Annotated in this window: 16 protein-coding genes and 1 pseudogene; 6 read left to right on the plus strand and 11 right to left on the minus strand. The window is 72.3% G+C overall.

Annotation, left to right across the window (positions count from 1 at the left end; all coding sequences use genetic code 11):
* Window positions 1-2,450, plus strand: a 2,450-nt coding sequence (locus NBZ85_RS09010) for an SDR family NAD(P)-dependent oxidoreductase (protein WP_261561774.1), incomplete at its 5' end; no start/stop codon positions are given.
* Window positions 2,451-2,456: 6 nt separating this feature from the next.
* Window positions 2,457-4,220, plus strand: a complete 1,764-nt coding sequence (locus NBZ85_RS09015; protein ID WP_261561775.1) for a beta-ketoacyl synthase N-terminal-like domain-containing protein — start codon at window positions 2,457-2,459, stop codon at window positions 4,218-4,220.
* 53 nt (window positions 4,221-4,273) lie between these two features.
* Here NBZ85_RS09015 and NBZ85_RS09020 read toward each other — a convergent pair whose 3' ends face one another.
* Window positions 4,274-5,398 carry a response regulator transcription factor gene (locus NBZ85_RS09020; protein ID WP_261558215.1) on the minus strand — a complete coding sequence of 375 codons (1,125 nt, stop codon included), beginning with the start codon at window positions 5,396-5,398 and terminating at the stop codon, window positions 4,274-4,276.
* Window positions 5,399-5,537: 139 nt separating this feature from the next.
* Here NBZ85_RS09020 and NBZ85_RS09025 point away from each other — a divergent pair, with 139 nt between their 5' ends.
* Window positions 5,538-6,647, plus strand: coding sequence for a saccharopine dehydrogenase family protein (locus NBZ85_RS09025; protein ID WP_261558216.1), 1,110 nt, complete (start codon window positions 5,538-5,540; stop codon window positions 6,645-6,647).
* An 89-nt stretch (window positions 6,648-6,736) separates the two neighbouring features.
* Entirely contained in the window at window positions 6,737-8,263 is a 1,527-nt protein-coding gene (locus NBZ85_RS09030) for an MFS transporter (RefSeq protein ID WP_261558217.1), read from the plus strand.
* Window positions 8,264-8,310: 47 nt separating this feature from the next.
* On the opposite strand, the gene NBZ85_RS09035 is transcribed toward NBZ85_RS09030, so the two are convergent.
* The 8 genes from NBZ85_RS09035 to NBZ85_RS09070 form a co-directional block, all read right to left on the minus strand.
* Window positions 8,311-9,084 carry an AfsR/SARP family transcriptional regulator gene (locus tag NBZ85_RS09035; RefSeq protein ID WP_261558218.1) on the minus strand — a complete coding sequence of 258 codons (774 nt, stop codon included), beginning with the start codon at window positions 9,082-9,084 and terminating at the stop codon, window positions 8,311-8,313.
* Between the two features lie 342 nt (window positions 9,085-9,426).
* Window positions 9,427-10,974: a helix-turn-helix transcriptional regulator gene (locus NBZ85_RS34000; protein ID WP_261558219.1), complete on the minus strand. Its 1,548-nt coding sequence runs from the start codon at window positions 10,972-10,974 to the stop codon at window positions 9,427-9,429.
* Window positions 10,975-10,978: 4 nt separating this feature from the next.
* Window positions 10,979-12,901, minus strand: a complete 1,923-nt coding sequence (locus tag NBZ85_RS09045) for a dipeptide ABC transporter ATP-binding protein (protein WP_261561776.1) — start codon at window positions 12,899-12,901, stop codon at window positions 10,979-10,981.
* The gene (locus NBZ85_RS09050; RefSeq protein WP_261559083.1) at window positions 12,898-13,767 is read right to left on the minus strand and encodes an ABC transporter permease; all 870 of its coding nucleotides are present in this window, start codon (window positions 13,765-13,767) and stop codon (window positions 12,898-12,900) included. Before NBZ85_RS09050 ends, NBZ85_RS09045 begins: the two co-directional genes overlap by 4 nt.
* Entirely contained in the window at window positions 13,764-14,735 is a 972-nt protein-coding gene (locus NBZ85_RS09055) for an ABC transporter permease (RefSeq protein ID WP_261559085.1), read from the minus strand. Before NBZ85_RS09055 ends, NBZ85_RS09050 begins: the two co-directional genes overlap by 4 nt.
* Complete coding sequence (locus NBZ85_RS09060) at window positions 14,732-16,375, minus strand: ABC transporter substrate-binding protein (protein ID WP_261559087.1); 1,644 nt, start codon at window positions 16,373-16,375, stop codon at window positions 14,732-14,734. Before NBZ85_RS09060 ends, NBZ85_RS09055 begins: the two co-directional genes overlap by 4 nt.
* Before the next feature lie 60 nt (window positions 16,376-16,435).
* Window positions 16,436-17,194, minus strand: coding sequence for an ABC transporter ATP-binding protein (locus NBZ85_RS09065; protein WP_261559089.1), 759 nt, complete (start codon window positions 17,192-17,194; stop codon window positions 16,436-16,438).
* A complete protein-coding gene (locus tag NBZ85_RS09070; RefSeq protein ID WP_261559091.1) occupies window positions 17,167-18,072 on the minus strand; it encodes an ABC transporter permease in 906 nt (301 codons plus the stop codon). Before NBZ85_RS09070 ends, NBZ85_RS09065 begins: the two co-directional genes overlap by 28 nt.
* A gap of 441 nt (window positions 18,073-18,513) precedes the next feature.
* Here NBZ85_RS09070 and NBZ85_RS09075 point away from each other — a divergent pair, with 441 nt between their 5' ends.
* Window positions 18,514-19,530, plus strand: coding sequence for an ABC transporter substrate-binding protein (locus NBZ85_RS09075; protein ID WP_261559092.1), 1,017 nt, complete (start codon window positions 18,514-18,516; stop codon window positions 19,528-19,530).
* A gap of 297 nt (window positions 19,531-19,827) precedes the next feature.
* On the plus strand, window positions 19,828-20,115 hold the full coding sequence (locus tag NBZ85_RS09080) for a hypothetical protein (RefSeq protein WP_261561777.1): 288 nt from the start codon (window positions 19,828-19,830) through the stop codon (window positions 20,113-20,115).
* Here the strand turns inward: NBZ85_RS09080 and NBZ85_RS09085 are convergent.
* Together NBZ85_RS09085 and NBZ85_RS09090 are read right to left on the minus strand one after the other, a co-directional pair.
* A pseudogene (locus NBZ85_RS09085) lies at window positions 20,116-20,205 on the minus strand (acyl-CoA dehydrogenase family protein); the annotation flags it as partial.
* A gap of 113 nt (window positions 20,206-20,318) precedes the next feature.
* The gene (locus NBZ85_RS09090) at window positions 20,319-20,774 is read right to left on the minus strand and encodes an ATP-binding protein (RefSeq protein ID WP_261561778.1); all 456 of its coding nucleotides are present in this window, start codon (window positions 20,772-20,774) and stop codon (window positions 20,319-20,321) included.
* Between the last annotated feature and the right edge of the window lie 928 nt (window positions 20,775-21,702).

A 21,702-nucleotide genomic window follows, 5' to 3' on the forward strand; every position in this document is an offset into this window, starting at 1 on the left:
CCGCCCCTGACCCCGCCGCCCTTGACCCCGGCGCCGCGCTGTACTGGGGCTTCGGTCGGGTGCTCGGCCGCGAGCACCCGGAGCTGCGTCCGGTGCTGCTCGACGTCACGCACGGGCCACGCGGCCGCGTGGCCGACATCGTGACGGGGCTCTCGGCGCTGCTGTCCGCCCCGGACACGGACATCGACCAGGTCGCCGTCCGTGACGGCCGTCGCCACGTTGGCCGGCTCGTCGCCGCCACCGGCGGTCCCGGCGAACCGTCGGCCGGGGTGACACCGTGGCGGCGCGCCGAGCAGGCCGTCCGGCTCAGTCCGGACCGTCCCGGCGGCTGGGACGGGCTGACGCTGCGCCCGCTGGTCCGCCGTCCTCCGGGCCCCGGTGAGGTCGAGCTGGTCGTCACCGCGTCCGCGCTGAACTTCCTCGACGTGATGAAGATGATGGGCACCTACCCCGATCCGCGCGGTGCCGGCCTGCTCGGCACCGAGTGCGCCGGCATCGTGACGGCCGTCGGCGACGGGGTCACCAACCCGGTCGTCGGCGATCGGGTGGTCGCCTGCGCGATGCCGGCGCTGGCGTCGCACCTGACCGTGCGCGCCGACCACACCCGCCAGGTCCCCGACTGGCTGGCCGACGTCGACGCCGCCGGGCTGCCGATGGTCACCGCGACGGCCTGGTACGGCCTGAACGACCTGGCCGGCCTCGCCCCGGGCGAGACGGTCCTGATCCACTCGGCGGCGGGCGGCCTGGGCCTGGCCGCCGTCGGGGTCGCCCGGCACCTGGGCGCCACCGTGATCGCGACGGCGGGCACCGTCGAGAAGCGCCGCCACCTGGCCGACCTCGGGATCGAGCACGTCTTCGACTCCCGCGACCTCGGCTGGGCCGAGCAGACGCGGGCGGTGACCGGCGGGCGCGGCGTCGACGTGGTGCTCAACTCGCTGACCGGCGCCGCGATCGGGCTTGGCCTGGACCTGCTCGCCGAGGGCGGCCGGTTCGTCGAGGTTGGCAAGAAGGACATCTACGGTGGGCGCACCATCAGCCTGAGCGCGTTCCAGAAGGGCATCGGCCTCCACTCGGTCGACCTGAGCGCGCTGATGACCCGCCACCCGGTGCGCTTCGCGCGGCTGCTGCGCGACGTCTGGGACCGGGTCGAGGCTCGCGACCTGCCGCCGCTGCCGGTGATCACCCGTCCGTTCGCCGACGTGGCGGAGGCGCTGCGGGAGATGTCCCACGGCACCCACATCGGCAAGTTCGTGGTGCGGATCGACCCGGCCGACCTGCCGCCCGCCGCGCCGGAGCCGATGCCGCAGGGCCGCTTCCGCGCCGACGCGACCTATCTGATCAGCGGCGGGCTCGGGGCGCTGGGCCTGTCCCTCGCCGAGTTCCTGGCCGACTCCGGTGCCCGCACCCTGGTGCTGCTGGGTCGCCGCGCGCCGGGCGCCGCCGCGACCGCCCGCCTCGACAGCCTGCGAGGCCGGGGCGTGCGGGTGGAGACCCGCCAGGTCGACGTCGCCGACGCCGCCGCGCTCACCGCGCTGCTTACCGAGCTGCGCGCCGCGCTCCCGCCGTTGCGCGGTGTCGTGCACGCCGCCGGCCTGCTCGACGACGCGACAATCCTGACCCTGCGGCCCGAGCAGGCCGAGCGGGTGCTGGCCCCGAAGGTCGACGGTGCCCGCAATCTCGACGCCGCGACCGACGCCGACCCGCTCGACTTCTTCGTCCTGTTCTCGTCGGCCGCGGCGCTGATCGGCAACGCCGGCCAGGCCGCCTACGCGGCTGGCAACGCCTACCTCGACGCGCTCGCCGTCGCCCGCCGGCGCCGCGGCCGGCCCGGCCTGAGCGTGCAGTGGGGGCCGTTCGCCGAGATCGGGCTGGCGGCGCGGGAGGACAACCGGGGTGCCCGGCTGGCCGACCGCGGGATGGGCAGCTTCACCGCCGACGAGGCGTGGCAGGCGCTCGCCGGCTACCTCGGCGCCGGCGGACCGGGCACCGCAGGCCTGGGTGGCGACGCGCAGGTTGTTGCCTACCTGCGCCTCGACCTGCGGCAGTGGTTCGACTCCTACCCGCACACCGCCGCGCTGGAGAGCTGGAGCGTGCTGCGCCGGGCGTCGCGCGACGGCACCCCGGTGGGGGAGCAGGGCAACGAGTTCCTCGCCCGGCTGCGCACCAGCGACGGCGACGACCGCCGCGACCTGCTCGAGGGCAAGGTGCGCGAGCTGGCCGGCCGGGTACTGCGCCTGGACCCGACGGCGATCGAACGGGACCTGCCGTTCAAGTCGCTCGGCCTCGACTCGCTGATGAGCCTGGAGTTCCGCAACCGGCTGGAGTCGGCGTTCGGCCTGCAGCTGTCGCCGACCCTCCTGTGGACGTACGGAACGATGCGCGCCCTGTCCGGTGCCCTGACGGAGCGACTGTTCGAGGTAGCGGCCGCCCCCGCCACCGAGGAGGACTGAGAACCTATGGCCCACGACGACAGCCCCGCCCCCGCGTCCCGTACCCCGCTCGCCCGGGCGCTCGACACGATCCGCGCGCTGCGCGCCCAGCTCGACGCGGAGCGCGGCGACCAGCCGCTCGCCGTGGTCGGCGTCGGCCTGCGCCTGCCCGGCGGCCTCGACGACCTCGACGGTTACTGGACGGCGCTCGCCGCCGGCCGCGACCTGGTCACCCCGCTCAGCGAGGCGCGGATGGGCCCGTTCGCCGCGCAGTGGGCGGGCCTGCACCGCAAGGGGGGTTTCCTCGACGAGGTGATGGACTTCGACGCCGGCTTCTTCGGCATCGGTGGCCGCGAGGCACAGCGGCTCGACCCGCAGCACCGCCTGCTGCTGGAGGTGGCCTGGGAGGCCCTCGAGGACGCCGCGCTGCCCCCGGAACGCCTTACCGCGACCCGCACCGGATTCTTCGTCGGCATCACCAACCAGGACTACGACGACTGGCGGCCCGCCGACGTCGACGCGATCTGGGGTATCGGCAACGCGATCTGCTACTCCGCCGGGCGTGTCGCGTTCACCCTGGGGCTGACCGGCCCGGCGATGGCGGTGGACACGTCCTGCTCGTCGTCGCTGGTCGCCGTCCACCTCGCGCGGCAGGCGCTGCTGCGGGGCGAGTGCGAGGTCGCGCTCGCCGCCGGCGTCAACCTCATCGTGTCGCCGGCGTCGACCAGGCTGATTTCGCAGTCCGGCCTACTCGCCCCGGACGGGCTGTGCAAGCCGTTCGACGCCCGCGCGAACGGCTTCACCCGCTCCGAGGGCTGCGGGATCGTCGTGCTCAAGCGCCTGGCGGACGCCCAGCGGGACAACGACCGCATCCACGCGGTGATCGCCGGCTCGGCGCTCAACCAGGACGGCAGGTCCGCCAGCATCACCGCGCCCAACGTGCGGTCCCAGATCGACGTGATCGCCGCGGCCCTGGCCGACGCGGGCCTGACCGCCGCGGACATCGGGCACCTGGAGGCGCACGGCACCGGAACGGCGCTGGGCGACCCGATCGAGATGGACGCGATCGCGACCGTCCTCGGTCGTCCGCGCGGCGGGCGCCGGCTGACGGTCGGGTCGGTGAAGGCGAACCTGGGCCACCTGGAGTCCGCCGCGGGCATGGCCGGCCTGCTCAAGGCGATCCTGTGCGTGCAGCGCCGGGCCGTGCCGCCGCTGGTGCACTTCCGGACCCTGAACCCGCGCCTCGACCTCGCCGGGACCGGAATCGCAATCCCCACCGAGGTCGAGGCGTGGTCATCGGACTACGGCCGCTACGCCGGCGTCAGCTCCTTCGGCATGAGCGGTACCAACGCCCACGTCATCGTCGGCCCGGCGGACGCCGGCGCACCGGCGGACGCCGGCACCGCGGCCGTTGGCGGGAGCGCCGGTCCGGTGGTCGGTTTCGAGGTGACGGCGCGAACCCCGGACGCGCTGCGTGTCCTCGCGGCGCGTTACCGGGACCGGCTGGCCACCCTCCCGGACGAGGCCTACCCGGCGTTCGCCTACACGGCGACCGTGGGCCGGGCGCGCCACCCCGTCCGCGCCCGGGTGCTCGCCGCCGGCCGGCCGGAGGCCGTCGCGGCGCTCGACGCGCTCGCCACGGGCACCCCCGTGGAGTCCGTCGGCGACGAGCTGGCGAACCTGCCCCGCGCCGTCGTCGACCTGCCGCACTATCCGTGGGAGCGGCGCCGCTACGCGATCGTCCCGGCCGGCGGTACGGACACCCCCACCCGTCGCCTGACCACCGTCTGACCCCGCGGCGCGAACGGCCCCGTCCAGCTCGGACGGGGCCGTTCGCGTGTGCGTCAGCCGGCGAGGCCGAGACCGGCGGGGACGTCGACCGGCGGGCCGGTGACCTCCGCGCTGAGCACCGCGGTCAGCTCGGCGCGGGACGCCACGTTCACCTTCGCGAAGATGGCCTTGGTGTGGTCGCGCACGGTGTGCTGGGAGATCCCGAGCCTGCGGGCGATCCGGTCGGTGCCGTGCCCGGCGACGAGCAGCTCGGCCAGCTGGCGTTCGCGCGCGGTGAGGCCGTAGAGGGCCAACATCACCGGCAGCAGGTCGGCGCGGCTCGCGGGCTCCAGCACGACGGCGGTGCGCGGCGCACCGGCGCCGCCGTGCGCCGACGAGGAGACCAGCACCTCGCCCTGCACCAGCAGCCAGCCGCCGCCCGACAGCGCCATCCGCAGCCGGGCCGGTCGGGGCGGGCCGCCCCCGGCGGCGTTCGCCTGGGCCTGCACGGCCACCATCATGACCGACACCGGCAGGTTGGGGGGTTCGACCGTGCTGATGCGCCGCAGCCAGCGGTCCGCCTCCGCGGTCGAGGCCTCGAGGCGGCCCGCCGCGTCCAACACCAGCGTGCCGGAGCCCGCCAGCGGGGTGCGCGGCGGTGGGGTGCGGGCCAGACCGGACCGCAGGCCGTGGCCCAGGTGGCGGGCGATCGAGGCGACGTAGCGGACCTCGGCGGCGGTGAAGTCGGGTTCGTCGTCGGCGCGCCGCAGACAGCCCATGCCCCAGGTGGCGCTGCCGTCCCGGGCCAGCAGCCGCAGCTCGTCACGCAGCCCCAGCGGCTCGTAGACGACCCGGTGCCGGGTGGCGCGGTCCAGGTCGCCGCCGGTGGAGGCGGCGAGGGACACAGCGCAGCGGCCGGAACGGTCGAGGTCGAGGAACCCGTTGACGCCGGTGCCCGCCAGCTCGTCGTGCAGATCGTCGGCATGCAGGCAGACCTTGGGACCGACGGCGTGCAGCCGGGTCGGCAGCAGCGTCTCGGGGTCGGTCGTCATCCACGAGCCGGCGTCGTAGGGAACCACCCGGCGGACGCGCTCGGCGACCTCGGTGACGAGGTCCTCCGGGTTGATGCGCTGCTCGCACAGGTCCGCGATCCCCTCGCGAACGGCACTGGCGCGGATTCCGAGGGCAGGCTTCGCCACGCCCGCGATCTTACCCGCACGCACCGGCCGAAAAAATCCCCCAAGTTGGGGGGATGCGCGAGGCCCCTAGTTGCGGGATGGGCGTGCCAGCCGGTCCCCGCAATTATGACGGGTACTGAGCAGAGGGAGGGGATTCCACATGGCGATCACCGTTTACGGCGCGAGTGGATACACCGGACGATTGGTGGCCGCCGAGCTTCGGCGCCGCGGATTTTCCGTCGTGCTGGCCGGCCGCGACGGCGAACGGCTGCGGGCACTGGCGACGGAGTTGGGTGATACGGAGCCGGGTGATTCCGTCGACGGCCGGGAGGTCGAGATAGGGACACGTCAGGTCGGTATCGACGACCCGGCGGCCCTGGCGGACGCGTTCCGCGGCAGCGAGGCCGTCGTCAACGTGGCGGGCCCGTTCACGCTGGTGGGTGAACCGGTGGTCCGGGCCGCGATCGAGGCGGGCACGCACTATCTCGACACGACCGCCGAGCAGCTGTTCGTGCAGAAGGTCTTCGACGAGTTCTCCGGCGCCGCCGAGAACGCCGGGGTGACCGTTCTCCCCGCCACCGGTTTCTACATCGTCCCCGGCGATCTGCTGGCGAACGTGGTGGGTACCCGGGTCGGGCGGGCGACCGATCTCCTCGTCGCCTACGACGTGCACGACTGGGACATGAGCCGGGGCACCGTCCGGTCGGCCTTCGGCGCGCTGACCAGCGGCAGCCTCGTCTACAGCGACGGCGGATGGCGGCCCGGCGACGGCACGACGCCGTACGAGGCGGTGGCGTTCCCGGGAAACGTGGAGCCGACGCCGGTCATCAACTGGGCGGGCCCCGAGGTCGTCACCGTCCCCCGGCACGTGCCGACCGACCGGGTGTCGGTCGTCATCAGCGCCAGTGTCGTCACGCCGGAGTTCGGGCAGCTGCTCCAGCTGCCCGCCGAGACCGTCGCGACCATCATCGACAATCTTCCCGAGGGCCCGGAGGTCACCCGGCGCCCGGCGGCCGGGTTCACCATCGTCGCGGAGGCCACCGGTGCCGACGGGCGTCGCGCCCGCGGTGTCCTGCAGGGCCACGACATCTACGGGTCGACCGCGGTGATCGCGGTGGAGAGCGTGCGCAGGCTGCTCGCCCAGCCGCCCCGTCCCGGTGTGCTCACCCCCGCCCAGGCGTTCGACGCCGCGGACTTCCTCGACACCCTCATCCCGCACGGCTACTCCTGGAACGTGGAGGCACCGGCGGGCTCACCTGCCGCGCAGTAGCGCGCACCGGCCGCGGGCCCGGGCGGCACGACCGCCCGGGCCCGCGGCCCGCAGACCGGTGGCACCCACTCGAAAGGAATTCCCGACCCATGACGGAAAGACAGGAGGTCGCGGCGGCGGTGCGGCCCGCGTCTCCGGAATCCGCGTCCTCGAATGCCGGGGAGTTCGTGTGGACGTCCGTGCACACGATCGCGCTCACCCTGCTGTGCATCGCGGCGATGCTCGAAACCCTCGACATCACGATCGTGAACGTCGCGCTGCCCAGCATCCAGGCCGACCTCGGTTTCTCCCGGGGTGACCTGCCGTGGGTGGTGAACGCGTACACGGTGGCGTTCGGTGGTTTCCTCCTGCTCGGCGGCCGCACCGGTGACGTGTTCGGCCAGCGGAGGATATTCGTCGGGGGAATCTCCCTGTTCCTGGTCGCCTCGCTCGCCGCGGGCCTGTCGCAGGGCGCGGGCGGCCTCATCGCCACGCGGGCGCTGCAGGGCCTGGCCGGAGCGTTCAGCATCCCGATGACGCTGGCGATGATCGCGTCGATCTTCCCGGCGGGCCCGGCGCGCAGCAAGGCACTGGCGGTCTGGGGCACCACCGCCGGGGTGAGCAGCGTCCTGGGCGTGGTGCTGGGCGGCGTGCTCGTCTCCGGGCCCGGCTGGCGGTGGATCTTCCTGCTGAACGTGCCGGTGTGCGCGCTCATCCTGGCCGGTGCCAACCGCTACCTGCCGGTGGACCGCGCGACCCGGTCGCACCGCTTCGACATCGTCGGCGCGCTGGTCGCCACCGGCGGCACCGCGCTGCTGATCTACGCGGTGCTGCAGGCCAGCGAGCACGACTGGGGGTCCGGGCGGACGATCGGCCTGCTCGCCGGCGCCGTCGCGATCCTCGCCTACTTCGTCGTCCACGAGCTGTTCGTCGCGGCCGAGCCGCTGATGACGTTCTCGCTGTTCCGCAACCGTTCGGTGTCCGGCGCCAATGCGGTCCAGGCGCTCGTCGCGGTCGCGCTGTGGACCATGCTGTTCTTCGTCACCCTGTACGAGCAGGAGGTACTGAACTACTCCCCGCTGAAGACCGGCCTGGCCTACCTGCCGCTCGCCGTGACGCTGGTGGTCGGCGCGCCGGTCGGCCCGCTGCTCATCCCGAAGATCGGCATCCGTGCCGTCGTCGCCATCGGCTGCGCGATCGTCGCCGGCGGTCTGCTGTTGTTCGTCAGGATCTCGCCGGACGGCGGCCTGGGCATGAGCGTCATCCTCCCGTCGGTGGTGATCAGCCTCGGGTTCGCGATCCTGTTCGTCCCGATCAACATCGCCGCGGTGACGGGCGTGCCCGCGGAGACCACGGGCATCGCCGCAGCGCTGCTCAACGTCAGCCGCTACGTCGGGGGAGCGCTCGGCTTCGCGATCATCGCGACGCTCGCCGAGAACCGGACGGCCGATGCGGCCCGCGCCGGTGACGCGGCGGCGACCGCGCTCACCGAGGGGTTCAAGCTCGGCTTCGTCATCACCGCGGTGACCATGGTCGTCGGGGTGCTGGCCGCGCTGCTGCTGTTCCGCGAAGACGGTGTCGGCGAGAAGGTGGACCTCGCCGCGGTGCAGTCCGCCGCGATCGAGGGCGGCGGCTGACCGGCCCGGGGCCGGCCGGTCCGTGGCCGGCCCCGACCTGGGGACAGTCAGCCGGCGAGCCGGACCGTGTCCATGTGCCGGTCGCCGACCAGGATCGCCCGCTGCACGTCCTGTAGCGAGCGGCACGGGTCCAGGCCCAGCTCGTCGCGCAGCCGGGTGCGGGCGGTCCGGTAGACATCGAGCGCGTCGGCGACCCGCTCGGCCCGGTACAGCGCAACCATCAGATGGCGGTAGAACGGTTCGTGCAGCGGGTGCTCGTTGATGAGCGCGTACAGCCTGGGCACGAGCCGGCGGTGGCGGCCCAGCTCGAGCTCCGCCTCCAGGCCGGCCTCGAGGCAGCCCAGCCGCTGTTCGGCCAGCCAGGTGTCGTACCAGACGATCATCGGGCTCGCGGACGGCCGGCCGAGCAACTGGCCCCGCCACAGCCCGAGCGCACGGTCGAAGCAGGCCACGGCCTCCGCATACTGTTGCAGCCGGACGTGCTCGTGCCCGCGTGCCGCCAGGTCCAGGAAGTCCTGGGCGTCGAGCGTGTCGTCGCGCAGGTCCAGCAGGTAGCCCGGGGCGCGGGTCACGATCGGGCTGTCCGTCCGGTCCGGCCGGGCGAGGAACTTGCGTAGGTTCGACACCATCACATGGATTCCGGCGTTCGCGCTCCGCGGCGCGGCCGCACCCCAGATCTCGTTGATGAGCTGGTGGGCCGACACCACTTCGTTCGGGCGGACCAGGAGGGTGGCCAGCAGGGTCTCCATCTTGGGGGCGCTGATGAGGCAGTGGCCGTCCTCCTTCGTCACCCGAAGAGGCCCGAGGATCTCGTATCTCATTGTTGTCCCATCGTGTCTCGTGGGGCGGTGCGTGCGGGCACGACTCGGTGTCCGGGCCCGCGTGACGGCGCGGCGGAGAGAGTAAGGACTCGGATAGTCCGGAGAAATCATCGGGTGTTCGGGGCCGGCGGGCCGGAGAAACCCGGGATCCTGGGCGCGTTGAACTGCAGAACGTTGCTCCGTCGATAATTACCTGAGAATTCTTCCCGAGGTACCCCTGAAGCCCCCCTAGGTAACCCCTGTACGGGATTTTTGTCCGTGATGTTACCGGGAAATGTTAGGTGGTGATCGATATCACGCCGCGCGATTTGCCGTTGGATTGTGGGATATCCGCGCCGCCTGCTACGCGAGATCCTCGCGGGTGAACTGCGTGAAAGTGGCCCGCAGGTCCGCGCGGCCTTTCACGCCGAGTTTGCGGTAAACCCGGGTGAGATGCTGCTCGACGGTACTCATGGTGACGTGCAGGATTCTGGCGATCTCCCGGTTGGTACCGCCCAGCGCCGCCTGTACCGCGACCTTGTGTTCGGCCGCGGTGAGCGTGTCGGCCTCCGCGTCGGGCGCCCCGATCCGCAGCCGCAGCAGCGCGACCGTCGCCCGCTGCACGTCGTCGGCGCATGCCAGGTGGGCCAGCCGCAGGCACGCGGCGGCGAAGTGCTGATCGTCGTCGAGGGCCTCCTCGACCGCCCGGCACAGCACGGCGAACGCCCACGGTCCCGGTGGGCGGTGCGCGGCGACCAGGTGCGCGGCGACGGTGCGCGGCGCCGCGCCGTCGACGTGCAGCAGGCGGGCGGCCTGCTGGTGCAGGTACGACCGTTCGTCCGGGGACATCTCGGCGATCACCGCGGTCCGGGCGGCCGGGTGGCGGAACCGGCCTGCGCCCAGCAGGCCGGCACACTCCAGCAGGCCGGCACGGTTCAGCAGGTCCAGGGCCCGCTCGACCGTCGGCCCGTCCGCGTCGACGAGCTGGCGTAGCGACGCGTACGAGTCGGACTCGGCGAGGATTGCCAGCCCGCGGGCGACTTGGAGCAGGTCGGCCCCGCCGCGGTGAAGGCAGGTCAGATAGGCCTGGCCGAAGGCCGTGTCGGCGACCGGTTCGGCGGGTTCGGCGGGTTGCCCGGTCGCGTCGGCGTGGTCCTCGATCAGGGCCCGCAGCAGCAGCGGGTTTCCGCCGCTGACGTGGTGCCAGCGCGTGGTCGGGACCGCGCCGACGGGCCGGTGGAGCCGGTCGCCGAGCAGCTCGGCCACCCCCCGCGGTGACAGCGGGGAGACCTGGATCCGGTGGCAGTACGGCTGGCGCAGCAGGTCGGTGTGCCAGGCGGCCCGCGGAGCGTCCGTCCCCACATGTCCGATGTTCTCGGTGATGACCATCAGGACCCGCGACGCCCGCAGCCGGCCGCCGAAGTACGCCAGGCAGCGCAGCGACGCCACGTCGGCGAACTGCAGGTCGTCGACGCCGATGACGACCGGGACCCGCCGCGCCAGCGTGTCGAGTGCCGACCACAGGTCGTGCACGGCGCTGGTCGACAGCTGGTCGGCGGGGGCGGCGTCGGCGGCGTCGGCGGCGAGGTGCCAGGCGACGTCGTCGTCGGGGCCGAACGGCGGCGGTGTGCGGAACAGCTGGTTCACCAGGGCCAGCGGTTCGTCGCGTTCCGCGGGGGAACCGAGCGCGGTCAGCACCACCGCGCCCGTTGCCGCCGCATCCTCGACCAGGGCGTTCAACAGTTCGGTCTTGCCGGTCGCGACCGCCCCGCTGAGCACCACGACGCTGCCGGCCCCCTGCCTGCCGCGTGCCAGTAGCCGGGTGAACACGGCGATCTCCGCGGCCCGTTCGACCAGGCCGTGACGACGCTGCGCCGCCTTCCCGCCGCTGGACCCCTCCCTGCCCGCCAACGCGCTAGCGGGCCATCGTCCGTGCGGTGGGCTCGGCGGGCCGGGGGACCGCGGCGAGCAGCTCCCGGGTGTATAGGTGCGCCGGCTGTGCGAAGACCTGCCCGAGCTCACCGGACTCGACGATCCGGCCGTCCTGCATCACCAGGAGCCGGTCGCTGACCTGGTGGATCACCGCCAGGTCATGGGAGATGAACAGCATCGTCACTCCGAGGTCGCGTTGCAGGTCGGCGAGCAGGTCGAGGATCTGGGCCTGGATCGACACGTCGAGGGCGGACACCGGCTCATCACAGACGAGCAGCTCCGGCGCCGGCGCCAGTGCCCGCGCGATCGTCACCCGCTGGCGCTGGCCGCCGGACAGGTCCCGCGGCCGCCGTCCCAGCAGGTTCGCGCCGAGCCCCACCTGGTCGAGCAGGCCGGCGACCCGGTCGCGCCGCGCCCGCCGCCCGCCCCGGCGGCGGGTGCCCGCCACCGCCTCCCCGACGATCCGCTCGACGGTGTACCGGGGGTCGAATGAGCTCAGCGGATCCTGCTGGACGGCCTGCATGCGGCGGCGGTGCGGCCGGCGGTCGCGCTCGAGCACCCCGTCCCCGTTCCACCGGACACCGGCGAAGCGAACCGTGCCGGCGTCCGGTGCGAGCAGACCCAGCACGATGCGGGCCACCGTCGTCTTCCCCGACCCGGACTCGCCGACCACGCCGAGCGTCTCGCCGGCGCGCAGTTGGAACGACACGTTGTCGACGGCGTGCTGCCAGGCCCCGCCGGGGCCGCGGAACCGCCTGGAGAGTCCGTCGACGTCGAGGAGAACCTCACTGCGGGTGACCTCGGTGGGCACGCCACCGGTAGGCACGTGTGCGGGGGGCGGCGGTTCGTCGACGGCCAGGACGCCCGGGCCGACGGGGCTGGCCGGGTCGGGGGACGGGACTGGGTGCCAGCACAGCACGCGGTGTTCAGGGTCGGCCTCGGCCGGGGTCGGGAGCTCCGTCCGGCAGCGTTCGTCGGCGAGTCGGCAGCGGGCCGCGTACGGGCAGCCGCCCGGGCCGGCCCCGGGCCGCCAGGGCACCGGGACCGCCAGCTGGCTCCCCCGGGTGTGCAGGCCCCGGGTGTGCAGGCCCCGGGTGTGCAGGGCGGGGGCGGCCGCGAGCAGCGCCCGGGTGTAGGGATGCCGGGGGTCGCGTAGCACCTGCTCCGCCGGCCCCCCCTCGACGACCAGCCCCCCGTACATGACGGCGATCCGGTCGGCGAGGCCGGCCACGACGGCGAGGTCGTGGCTGATCAGCAGGAGCGCCAGGCCCTCCTGCCTGAGCCGTCGCAGCAGGTCGAGCACCTGGGCCTGCACGGTCACGTCCAGGGCGGTGGTCGGTTCGTCGGCGAGCAACAGCCGCGGGCCGGCCGCGATCGCGGACGCGATCAGCGCCCGCTGCCGCAGCCCGCCGGAGAGCTGGTGGGGGTACTGGCGGGCGCGCCGGGCCGGGTCCGGCACGCCGACGTCGGCCAGCGTGCCCGTGACCCGCCCGGCGACCTCGTCACGCGCGGCAAGCCGGTGGACGTGCAGCGGTTCGGCGACTTCCGCGCCCACCGTTCGCAGCGGGTCCAGGGAAACCAGCGCGTCCTGCAGCACCAGCCCGATGTGCCGTCCGCGCACCGCCCGCCAGCGTGCCTCGGTGAGCGCGGTCAGGTCGGTGCCGTCGAAGGACAGCCGGCGGGCGCGCACCGTCGAACGCCCACCGGTCAGGCCGATCAACGTGCGGGCGGTGACGCTCTTCCCGGACCCGGACTCGCCGACGATCGCCAGGCACTCGCCGCGGTCGAGGGTGAACGACACGTCGCGCACCGCGTGCACCCGCTCGCCACCCACCTGGAATGTCACGTCGAGACCGTCGACGACGAGCAGCGGCTCGCCCGCCGGCCCGTCCGCCGGCCCGCTCACCGGCCGGCCCGTCCGGCGAAACGGGCCTGCAGGTACCGGCCGACGACCGTCACGGCGATCACGGTAAGGGTGATCGCCGCGCCCGGGAACACCCCTATCCACCAGGCTGTCTGGAGGAAGTCGCGACCTTCGGACAGCATCAGGCCCCACTCCGGGCTCGGTGGGCTCGACCCGAGGCCGAGGAAGCTCAACGCGGAGGCGTACATGAGCGCGGTGCCGAACCCGACCGTGGCCAGGACCAGCACCGGGCCGAGCGCGTTGGGCAGGACGTGGCGGGCGACCAGCACACCGCGGCGCAGGCCGAGTCCGACCGCGGCCTCGACGTAGCCGGAGCGCAGCACCAGCATCGCCTCGGTGCGCACCAGCCGCCCGTACACCGGGACGAGGGCCACCGCGATCGCGACCACGGTGTTCGCCGTCCCGGCGCCGAGCACGGCGACCACCAGCAGCGCGAGTAGAACCGGGGGCAGCGCGAGCAGCACGTCCGTCAGCCAGGTGATGATCCGCTCACCGCTGCGCCCGCCGAGCGCCGCGGCCAGACCCAGCACCACCCCCCCCGCGACGGCGAGGCCGATCGCGGCGAGGCCGAGCAGCAGCGACGTGCGGGCCCCGTAGACGACGCGGGTGAACACGTCGCGGCCGAGCTGATCGGTGCCGAACCAGTGGTCCGTCCCCGGCCCGACCAACGCGTGCACGGGGTCGATGTCGGTCGGCGCGGCGTCGGTGAGCAGCCCCGGCGCGACCGCGACGCAGGCAGCCAGCGCCAGCACCGCGGCCGCGACGAGCACGCCCGGCCGGGGGACCGACCGGCCGGGTGCTCGCCGGCGCCGGGCGGCGCCGGCGAGCACGGCGTCGACGGCCGTCACAGCGCCGCCGCCGTCCGCAGCCTCGGGTCGAGCGCCAGCTGCGCCAGGTCCACCAGGGTGAACAGGACGACCACCGCAGTGGCGGACAGCAGGACCACGCCCAGCACGACGGGCAGGTCACGGCTGGTCACCGCCTGCAGCGTCAGCGAACCGAGGCCGGGGCGGCCGAAGACGGTCTCCACCAGCACCGCGCCGCCCAGCAGCGAACCCGTCGCCCAGCCGGTCAGCGTGAGCAGCGGGGCCGCCGCGTGCCGGACCGCGTGCCGAAGCCGCACCCCCAGCCGGCTGCGGCCCCGGGCCCGGGCGGCGACGACGAACGGCTGCTCCAACGCCGTCTCGATCCCCTCCCGCAGTACCTGCGCCAGCACCCCGGCGACGGGCAGCGCGAGGGTGACCGCCGGCAGCACCAGCGCCGCGAGGTCCTGCGCGCCCGCCGCGGGAAAGACGTGCAGGCGGAAGGAGAACACCGTCAACAGCACGATCCCCAGCCAGAAATGCGGGGTGGACAGCGCCACCAGCTCCACCAGCTCCACCAGCGTGCGCAGCGCCGAGCGGCGACCCGTCGTGACCACCGCGGAGACCACCGCGACGACCACGGCGAGCGTGACGCTCGCCGCGACGAGCTGCACCGTCGGCCACAGCTGCTCCCCGATGAGCGTGGTGACCGGCTGCTGGCGCTGGTAGGACCTGCCCAGATCGCCCGTCACCAGCTGGCCGAGGTAGTGCAGGTAGCGCACCGGCAGCGGCTCGTCGAACCCGAAGTCGGCCCTGATCTGCTCCCGGACCTGCGGGGACGCCGACGTGGCCGGTCCCAGCAGGACCGCCACCGGATCCCCGGGCAGCAGCTGCAACGCGGCGAACGCGAGTGTCGCCGCCCCGAGGACGACCGCGGCCGCGCCGGCGAGCCGCCGCCCGGCCGCGCGCAGCAGGGTTCGTTCCCGCCGCCGGACGGGTCCGACGGCCCTCACTTCCGGTCGCGCCAGACATCGTAGAACTGCGGCCAGGAGTTCGTGTCGAAGTCGATGCCGTGGACGTACTTCTCGGCCGCGAGGATGGTCGCCGCCGTGTAGACGGGCACCACCGCGCCGGTCTTTACCACCCGCTGCTGGGCGCGCGCGTAGACGTCGTCCCGGACCGCCTTGTCGAGGGTGCCCGCACCGGTGCTCGTCCAGGTGTCCACCTCGGGGTCGGTCAGGAACGAGGCGTTCTGGCCGCCGTGGGCCAGGGTGCTGGCCGAGTGGAAGAACAGCCGCAACACGTCCGGCTCGAACCGGGCCCAGCTGAAGTCCAGCACCGCGAACGTGCCCGCGTAGGCCTGCTTCAGGAACGTGCCGGGGTCGAGCGGCGGGCGGGTGAGCTCGATGCCGATCTTCTTGAGGTCCTCCTGGAACGCCTGGCCGAGGATGTCACGCTGTTCGCGGACGGTGGCCGGCATGATCGGCCAGACGGCGGTGAGTCGGCGGCCGTCGCGGGTGCGGTAGCCGGCGGAGTCACGGCCCGTCCAGCCGGCCTCGTCGAGCAGCTGGTTGGCCCTGTCCGGGTCGTAGGGCCAGCTGTTCTCCAGGCTCGGGTCGTAGGAGGGGGTGACCGCCGTGAGCGGGCTCCAGGCACGCTTGTACTGGCCGAAGTAGACGGTCTTCACGTCCTGGTCGATGTTCAGGCCGCGCTGGAAGGCCTGACGCACCCGCTCGTCGGTGAACGGTTCCAGGGCTGTGTTCAGGTAGAGGCTGTACGGCGAGCCCGCGGCGTCGCGGCGCAGCAGCTGCAGACGCCCGTTCGCCTCGACCGCGGCCACGTTCGCCGGTGGCACCGCCCCGGCGACGTCGATCTGGCCGCTGGTCAGCGAGCCGATCCGGGTGGAGTTCTCCTTGAGGATGCGGATGGTCAACGTGTCCAGGTAGGCGGCACCGGTGTGCTTCGCGGTCGCCGGCGCCCACTTGTACGCCGGGTTCCTCGTCAGGACGATGCTTTGGCCCTTGGTGTAACTGGTGAAGGTGAACGGCCCCGTGCCGACGGCCACCGGGCCACCGCCGCACAGGTCGTCGGCGTGCGCGGTGAGGGTCTTCGGCGAGTAGAAGCCGAGATAGGCGGTGCTCGCCGCCTGCAGGAACGGTGCGAAGGGCTGGGCGAAGTTCACCCGGGCGGTGAACTCGTCGACGACGTCGGTGCCGGTGTAGCTGCCGAGCAGGCTCGCGGCGAACCGCGACTTCGTCGTGGGTGCCACGATGTGGTCGAAGTTCGCCTTCACCGCGGCGGCGTCGAAGCGCGTGCCATCGGTGAACGTGACGTCCCGGCGGAGCGTGAAGGTGTAGCTCCTCAGGTCCGGCGCGATCTTCCAGGAGCTCGCCAGCCACGGGTGGAACGTGCCGGAGTTGTCCTCGGCGACGAGCGAGTCGAACACGTTGCGCTGGATTGCCGCGGTGATGTCCTGGGGGCTGACGTGGATGTCGAAGCAGGTCGGCTCGGTGTCGATCGCATAGGTGACCGACCCGCCCGCGACCGGTGTCCCGGCGGTGCCGGTGGCCGGGGCGTCGTCGGAACCGCAGGCGGTGAGGAGGATTCCCGCGGTGAGCGTCGCCGCCACCGCAAGGCGTAGGGGTCGTGCCACCGGGTGTCCGGGTCCGGGGAATCGCATGGGTGAACTCCGGGGGTGTCGGGACGAGCTTTGTCAGGAAGGGGAGGCGGCCCCCACGCCGAGCCGGGCGAGGAGTTCGGCGCGCAGCTCGACGAACGCCGGGTCGGTCACGCTGCGCGGCCGCGGCAGCGTGACGTCCACGCTGTGCGAGATCACGCCGTCCTCCATGACCAGCGCCCGGTCGGCGAGCAGCAACGCCTCCTCGACGTCGTGCGTGACCAGTAGGATCGCCGGGCGGTGCCGCTGCCACAGCTGCTCGACCAGGCCCTGCACCCGGATCCGGGTCAGGGCGTCGAGCGCGCCGAACGGCTCGTCGAGCAGCATCAGCTCGGGGTCGCGCACGAGCGCCCGGGCCAGCGACGCGCGCTGCGCCTCGCCGCCGGAGAGCGTCTTGGGCCAGGCGTCGGCGCGGTGGGCGAGCCCGACCTCCGCCAGTGCCGCGAGCGCGCGGGCCCGGTCGGGCCGGCCCGGCAGGCCGAGAACGACGTTGCGCCACACCCGTTTCCAGGGCAACAGCCGCGGCGACTGGAAGGCCACCGCGCGCCGGGACGCGATCCGGACCTCGCCGGTGATCTCGTTGTCGAGGTCGGCGAGGATCCGCAGCAGGGTGCTCTTGCCGCAGCCGCTGCGGCCGAGCAGGGTGACGAACTGCCCGGCCGGGACGGACAGGCTGAGATCGTCGATGACCTTGGTGTCGCCGAAGGCACGCCGCAGGTTGCGGACGACGACCGCAGGTGGGGCTTCCTTGCCCCCGCCGGGGATGGTCATGCTCCGCTGAAGGCCGGTCGCCATGACAGCAGCAGCCTTTCGAGTAGTCGGACGACGGCGTCGACGGCGAGCCCGAGAACGGCGTAGACCACGAGGCAGACGACGATGATGTCGGTGCGCTGGAACTCCTGGGCCCGGTTCATCAGGTGCCCCAGACCCTGGTTGGCGTTGATCTGCTCGGCGAAGATGAGCGCGAGCCACGCGATCCCGAGGGAGAACCGCAGACCCACCAGGACGTTCGGCAGCGCCCCCGGCAGGATGACGTGCCGGATCAGCCCCGCCCGGCCGAGCCCCACCGTGCGTGCGGCCTCGATGAGGTTCGCGTCGACGTTCCGGATACCGGCGTAGGTGTTGAGGTAGAGCGGGAACGCGACGCCGAAGGCGACGAGGGCGGTCTTCGGCCGCTCTCCGATGCCGAACCAGATGATGAAAAGCGGGATGAGGCCCACGAAGGGAATCGTGCGGATCATCTGGACGGCGGCGTCGATGAGGTCCTCACCGAGCCGGAAAAGCCCGGCCAGCAGCGCCAGCGTGATGCCGGCGAAGCCGCCCAGCAGCAGGCCGGTGCCGGCGCGCCGCAGCGACACCAGAATGGCCCGGGGGAGTTCACCGTTGCCCACCAGATCGGCGAACGTCGTGGCCACCGTCCACGGCGAGGCGAGAAGTTCGGTGGACGCGCTGCCGGTCCACACCGCGATCTGCCACGCGGCCAGCAGACACAGCGGTCCCACCGGACGCCGCACCCAGCGGGGTAATCCCCGCCGTTGCGCACCGGCGGGCACGACGGTTGTCAGAACCGGCGCCACATCGACCGGTGTTCCCGGTGAATCCGTTTTCTTCGCGCCCTCGCCGGGCGTGGTGTTCTGGCCGTCCTTGCCGGCAGGAAAGGTCTGGATGGTCACGAATTCTCCCGTCGAGGGCGCACGAGTCATCGCCGTGAAGAGCCGTCACGGTCGCCGGTGAGAACGGGGAGGAGGAAGACGGCGGCGGTGGCCGCCTCAGCGGTCGGCCTGGTGCCGTGGACACACGGCGGACTTGATTCGCTGAAAGTCGATGTGACTCCGGGTGACCAGTTGCGCCGATCGGTACACGGGAGCAACCGAAGCATGTCCTGACCGGTCAGGTCAATGGAGACAATTATATGATTTAGATCACTTCTCCACTTTCTGGATCGTCAAAGATGAATTACGGACGGTGCTATACCGTGCTCGGTGGGAAGCAGCCGAGGTGATGTCGAGCCTTTCCGTCATCCCACCGTCATCCCACCGTCACCGGGCCTCCCGGCCCGCTCTGGTGCGGCTTCCCCGTCCCAGTCTGATTTCCTGACCCCGGAGCGTTGTGCGATGTCGCGCGTGTTCAAACTGCTCGGATCCCGGCTGCGGGTCGGTGTCGCGGCACTCGTGGCCGTCGTGGCCGTCCTGGCCGTCGCCGCCTGCGGGTCGGGCGCCGACAACGTGCCCGCGGCCACGACGGCCGACGCCCGGCCCGACCTCTCCCACGTGACACTGCGGGTCGCCGACCAGGTCGGTCAGCTGAAGGCACTCCTCGGGGCCTCGGGCGTCCTGAAGGACGTCCCTTACAAGATCGAGTGGTCCGACTTCTCCGCTGCCGCCCCGCTGCTGCAGGCGCTGCGCGCCGGCGCAGCCGACATCGGGCAGGCCGGTGACGCGCCCATTCTCAACGCGCTCGGCGGCGGCGCGCCACTGAAGATCGTCGGGGCGACCCGCGCCTCCGCCCGGGGCGTCGCGGTGCTCGTTCCCAAGGACTCGCCGATCCGCACCGTCGCCGACCTGCGTGGCCGGACGGTGTCCCCGACGACCGAGGGCAGCATCGGGCACTACCTGCTGCTCGGCGCGCTCAAGGAGGCCGGGCTGACCCCCGACGACCTGAAGATCTCGTTCCTGGCCCCGCCGGCCGCGTCCGCGGCCTTCGACGCCCGGCGGATCGACGCCTGGGTGACGTGGGATCCCTACGTGGCGCTTGCCGAACGCAAGGGCGCCCGTGTCGTCCGCGACGGCGAGGGGATCAACAGCGGCCTGGGCTTCGTCGTCGCCACCAAGGACGCGGTCGGGGACGCGGCCACTCGGGCGGCGATCGCCGACTTCCTGACCCGGCAGCGCAACGCGTTCACCTGGTCGACCCAGCATCAGGACGAGTTCGCGAAGATCTTCGCGTCGCTGACGAAACTGCCCGAGCCGGTGGCCCTCGACGTGGTCCGGCGCCGCCAGTGGAGCGCACCCCCGATCGACGACGGCATCATCGGCCAGTTCCAGAAGTCCGCCGACGTCTACGCCTCGGCCGGTGTGATCGAGAAGAAGCTGGACGTGACGCCGTTCTTCGTCCGCTCCCTCACCTCCTGACGAAGCCCGGGCGGCTCGGCACCCCGCTGGCCGACCACACGGCGACCGTCGTGTGGTCGGCCTTCTCTCCGGACGGGCGCACGTTGGCGGGGCGCGGCCCGATCAACGGCCCTGGGCGCGTGGTGGGGCGATCGACCAGGCCATCGACAGCGTCGAGATTCTCACCCGACCGAGCCGCCGCCGCGAATACGCTCCCGTCCTCGGCCTCCGGGCCTGAAGGCTTGCGCCGAGGAGAAGCCTGTAAGCAGGCCCGGACCCGTCATCCGGCGACGCCTGGGCCCGGACGGGACGGGCCCGGTGAAGGCGGTCCGGTACCTGGCGAGGTGGCGGCGGGCCGGCGAGATCGCGCTCACGCCGGCCGAGGACGAGGCCGCCCGGCGGCGGATCGACGCGGCGTTGGCCGCCGAGAGCGAGACGCCCGAGGTCTCGCCGGCTCCGGAGCCGACGGATTCTCATCCGCGCCCTATCCGCAGCCAGCCGGAAACGACCGGACTGGACCGGACACCGCCGGCCATCGCCCCGGCAGAGCCCGAACCGCTGACCGGACCCGCTCCTTCAGGGATGACCTGCGAAAACGGCCTCTGATCAGGAGCGGGCGAGGTGGCGGATGATCGTTATGCGCTGGATCTGGTTGGTTCCTTCGAAGATTTGCATTATTTTGGCTTCGCGCGTGAAGATCAATATTAGTCGTGAGCTGGGACGATGTGTCGCAATCCGGCGGAGCCATTCCGCGCAGCCACGTCCTGTCCACGGCTCGAAGTTCGCGACGTAGCTGAGCCTCTGGCGGGTCAGGCTCGAAGAAGGGGAACGACTCCGGCCGCTCGCTGAACCCGGCCCGGAACTGCCGCAGCACGCCGATCAGGCTCTACCCGAGCAGCGGCGTCGATCTCGTCGAAGAACAGCACCAGCGGTCGCGGACGCGTCCTCGCCCAGGCCGAGAGCGCACACCTGAGCGGGTTTTCCGCCGACAGGTCCGGCCACGGAGGCGGGCGGAGGCTCTCGGGCAACGTCGCGTCGGCCCGGTCACGGATCTCCTGCAGGATGCTCCGCTCGGCCGCGCGGTAGTCGTCGCCCGCGGCCTCGCCGAACTCGCAGGAGAAGTACAACGCGGCGTACCGGCCGGACGCGGTCAGCTCGGCTGCCAGCGCCCGCAGTGCCGTTGTCTTGCCCGTCTGTCGCGGGGCGTGCACCACGAAGTAGCCGTCCTGGGCAACCAGGCCAGGCGCCTGCGGCAGCCGTGACAACGCCGGAACCATGTAGTGGAAGTCAGGGCGGCACGGACCTGCCGTGTTGAATCGCCGCACCACCGGACATCCCCTCCGCCGCCTCCGGATCAGTCCTGTCACGCCCACCCTACGGCTCGCCGACCACGACCCGACGCTCCCCGACGGCCCACGTCAGCCTCGCGAGTTGAAGCATCGGGCGAGGGGAGGCGTGGTTGGCGCCGTTGGACCCTCGACTGGTCATTGTTCTGCGCCGCCACGTCGACAGGTTCGGGGTTGCCGCCGATGGGCGGCTGTTCCGGTCGGGAAAGTCGTAGACGACGGTACGGGCGGTCCCGCGATGCTCGCGGCGTCCGATCCGAGCGCGCTGGCCAGGACCCGGCGAACGAGGGCCTGCCCGTGCGTAGTCAGGGTGTCGAAGGACGGCAGGTCCGCGTCGGGAGGTTGGCGGCCTGCTCGAGGGCGGGGAGACGCCGAGGCGTTGCGAGACCCCACGGGTTCCCATCACCGGCTCGGCGTACCCGTGGGGCTCAGCCTGTCAGGAGATTGGCATTGTTCTTTCACCAGCTGTACACGTTGGACGAGCTGCGGTCCAGTTTGAAGGCAACCATTCGCTGTTCCCCGAATCCCCAAATTATTTTGAAGCGATCGTTTGTCGCATCTACGCGAGCATCCGACCTACGAGTTCACCATTGTATCGCCATCTGGTGTCTTCTTCCTTGCCGTCCGTACACTCTCCAATGCGGGTTATGTACTTTTCCTCGCGAGTGAAGAAGTCATCGTATTCGCTGCGTGTGGAATATTGAAGTACATAGACCAGGGGTAACTGGTCAGGTACCGCTTTGATCTTGGGTTAGCTGATTGCGGGTATCCAGGGGTGGCCCTCGGCGAGTTGCACGAGGGCGGAGAACTGGCCGATGCCGTGTTTGGTGGTGGTGGACAGGTAGCT

The sequence above is a fragment of the Frankia tisae genome (genome assembly GCF_025403405.1).
Taxonomy (GTDB): Bacteria; Actinomycetota; Actinomycetes; order Frankiales; family Frankiaceae; genus Frankia; species Frankia tisai.

Coding starts and splice junctions, on each gene's coding strand:
- NBZ85_RS09015 (WP_261561775.1), top strand. CDS start 2,457: ATGGCCCACGACGACAGCCCCGCCCCCGCGTCCCGTACCCCGCTCGCC.
- NBZ85_RS09025 (WP_261558216.1), top strand. CDS start 5,538: ATGGCGATCACCGTTTACGGCGCGAGTGGATACACCGGACGATTGGTG.
- NBZ85_RS09030 (WP_261558217.1), top strand. CDS start 6,737: ATGACGGAAAGACAGGAGGTCGCGGCGGCGGTGCGGCCCGCGTCTCCG.
- NBZ85_RS09035 (WP_261558218.1), bottom strand. CDS start 9,084: ATGAGATACGAGATCCTCGGGCCTCTTCGGGTGACGAAGGAGGACGGC.
- NBZ85_RS09065 (WP_261559089.1), bottom strand. CDS start 17,194: ATGGCGACCGGCCTTCAGCGGAGCATGACCATCCCCGGCGGGGGCAAG.
- NBZ85_RS09075 (WP_261559092.1), top strand. CDS start 18,514: ATGTCGCGCGTGTTCAAACTGCTCGGATCCCGGCTGCGGGTCGGTGTC.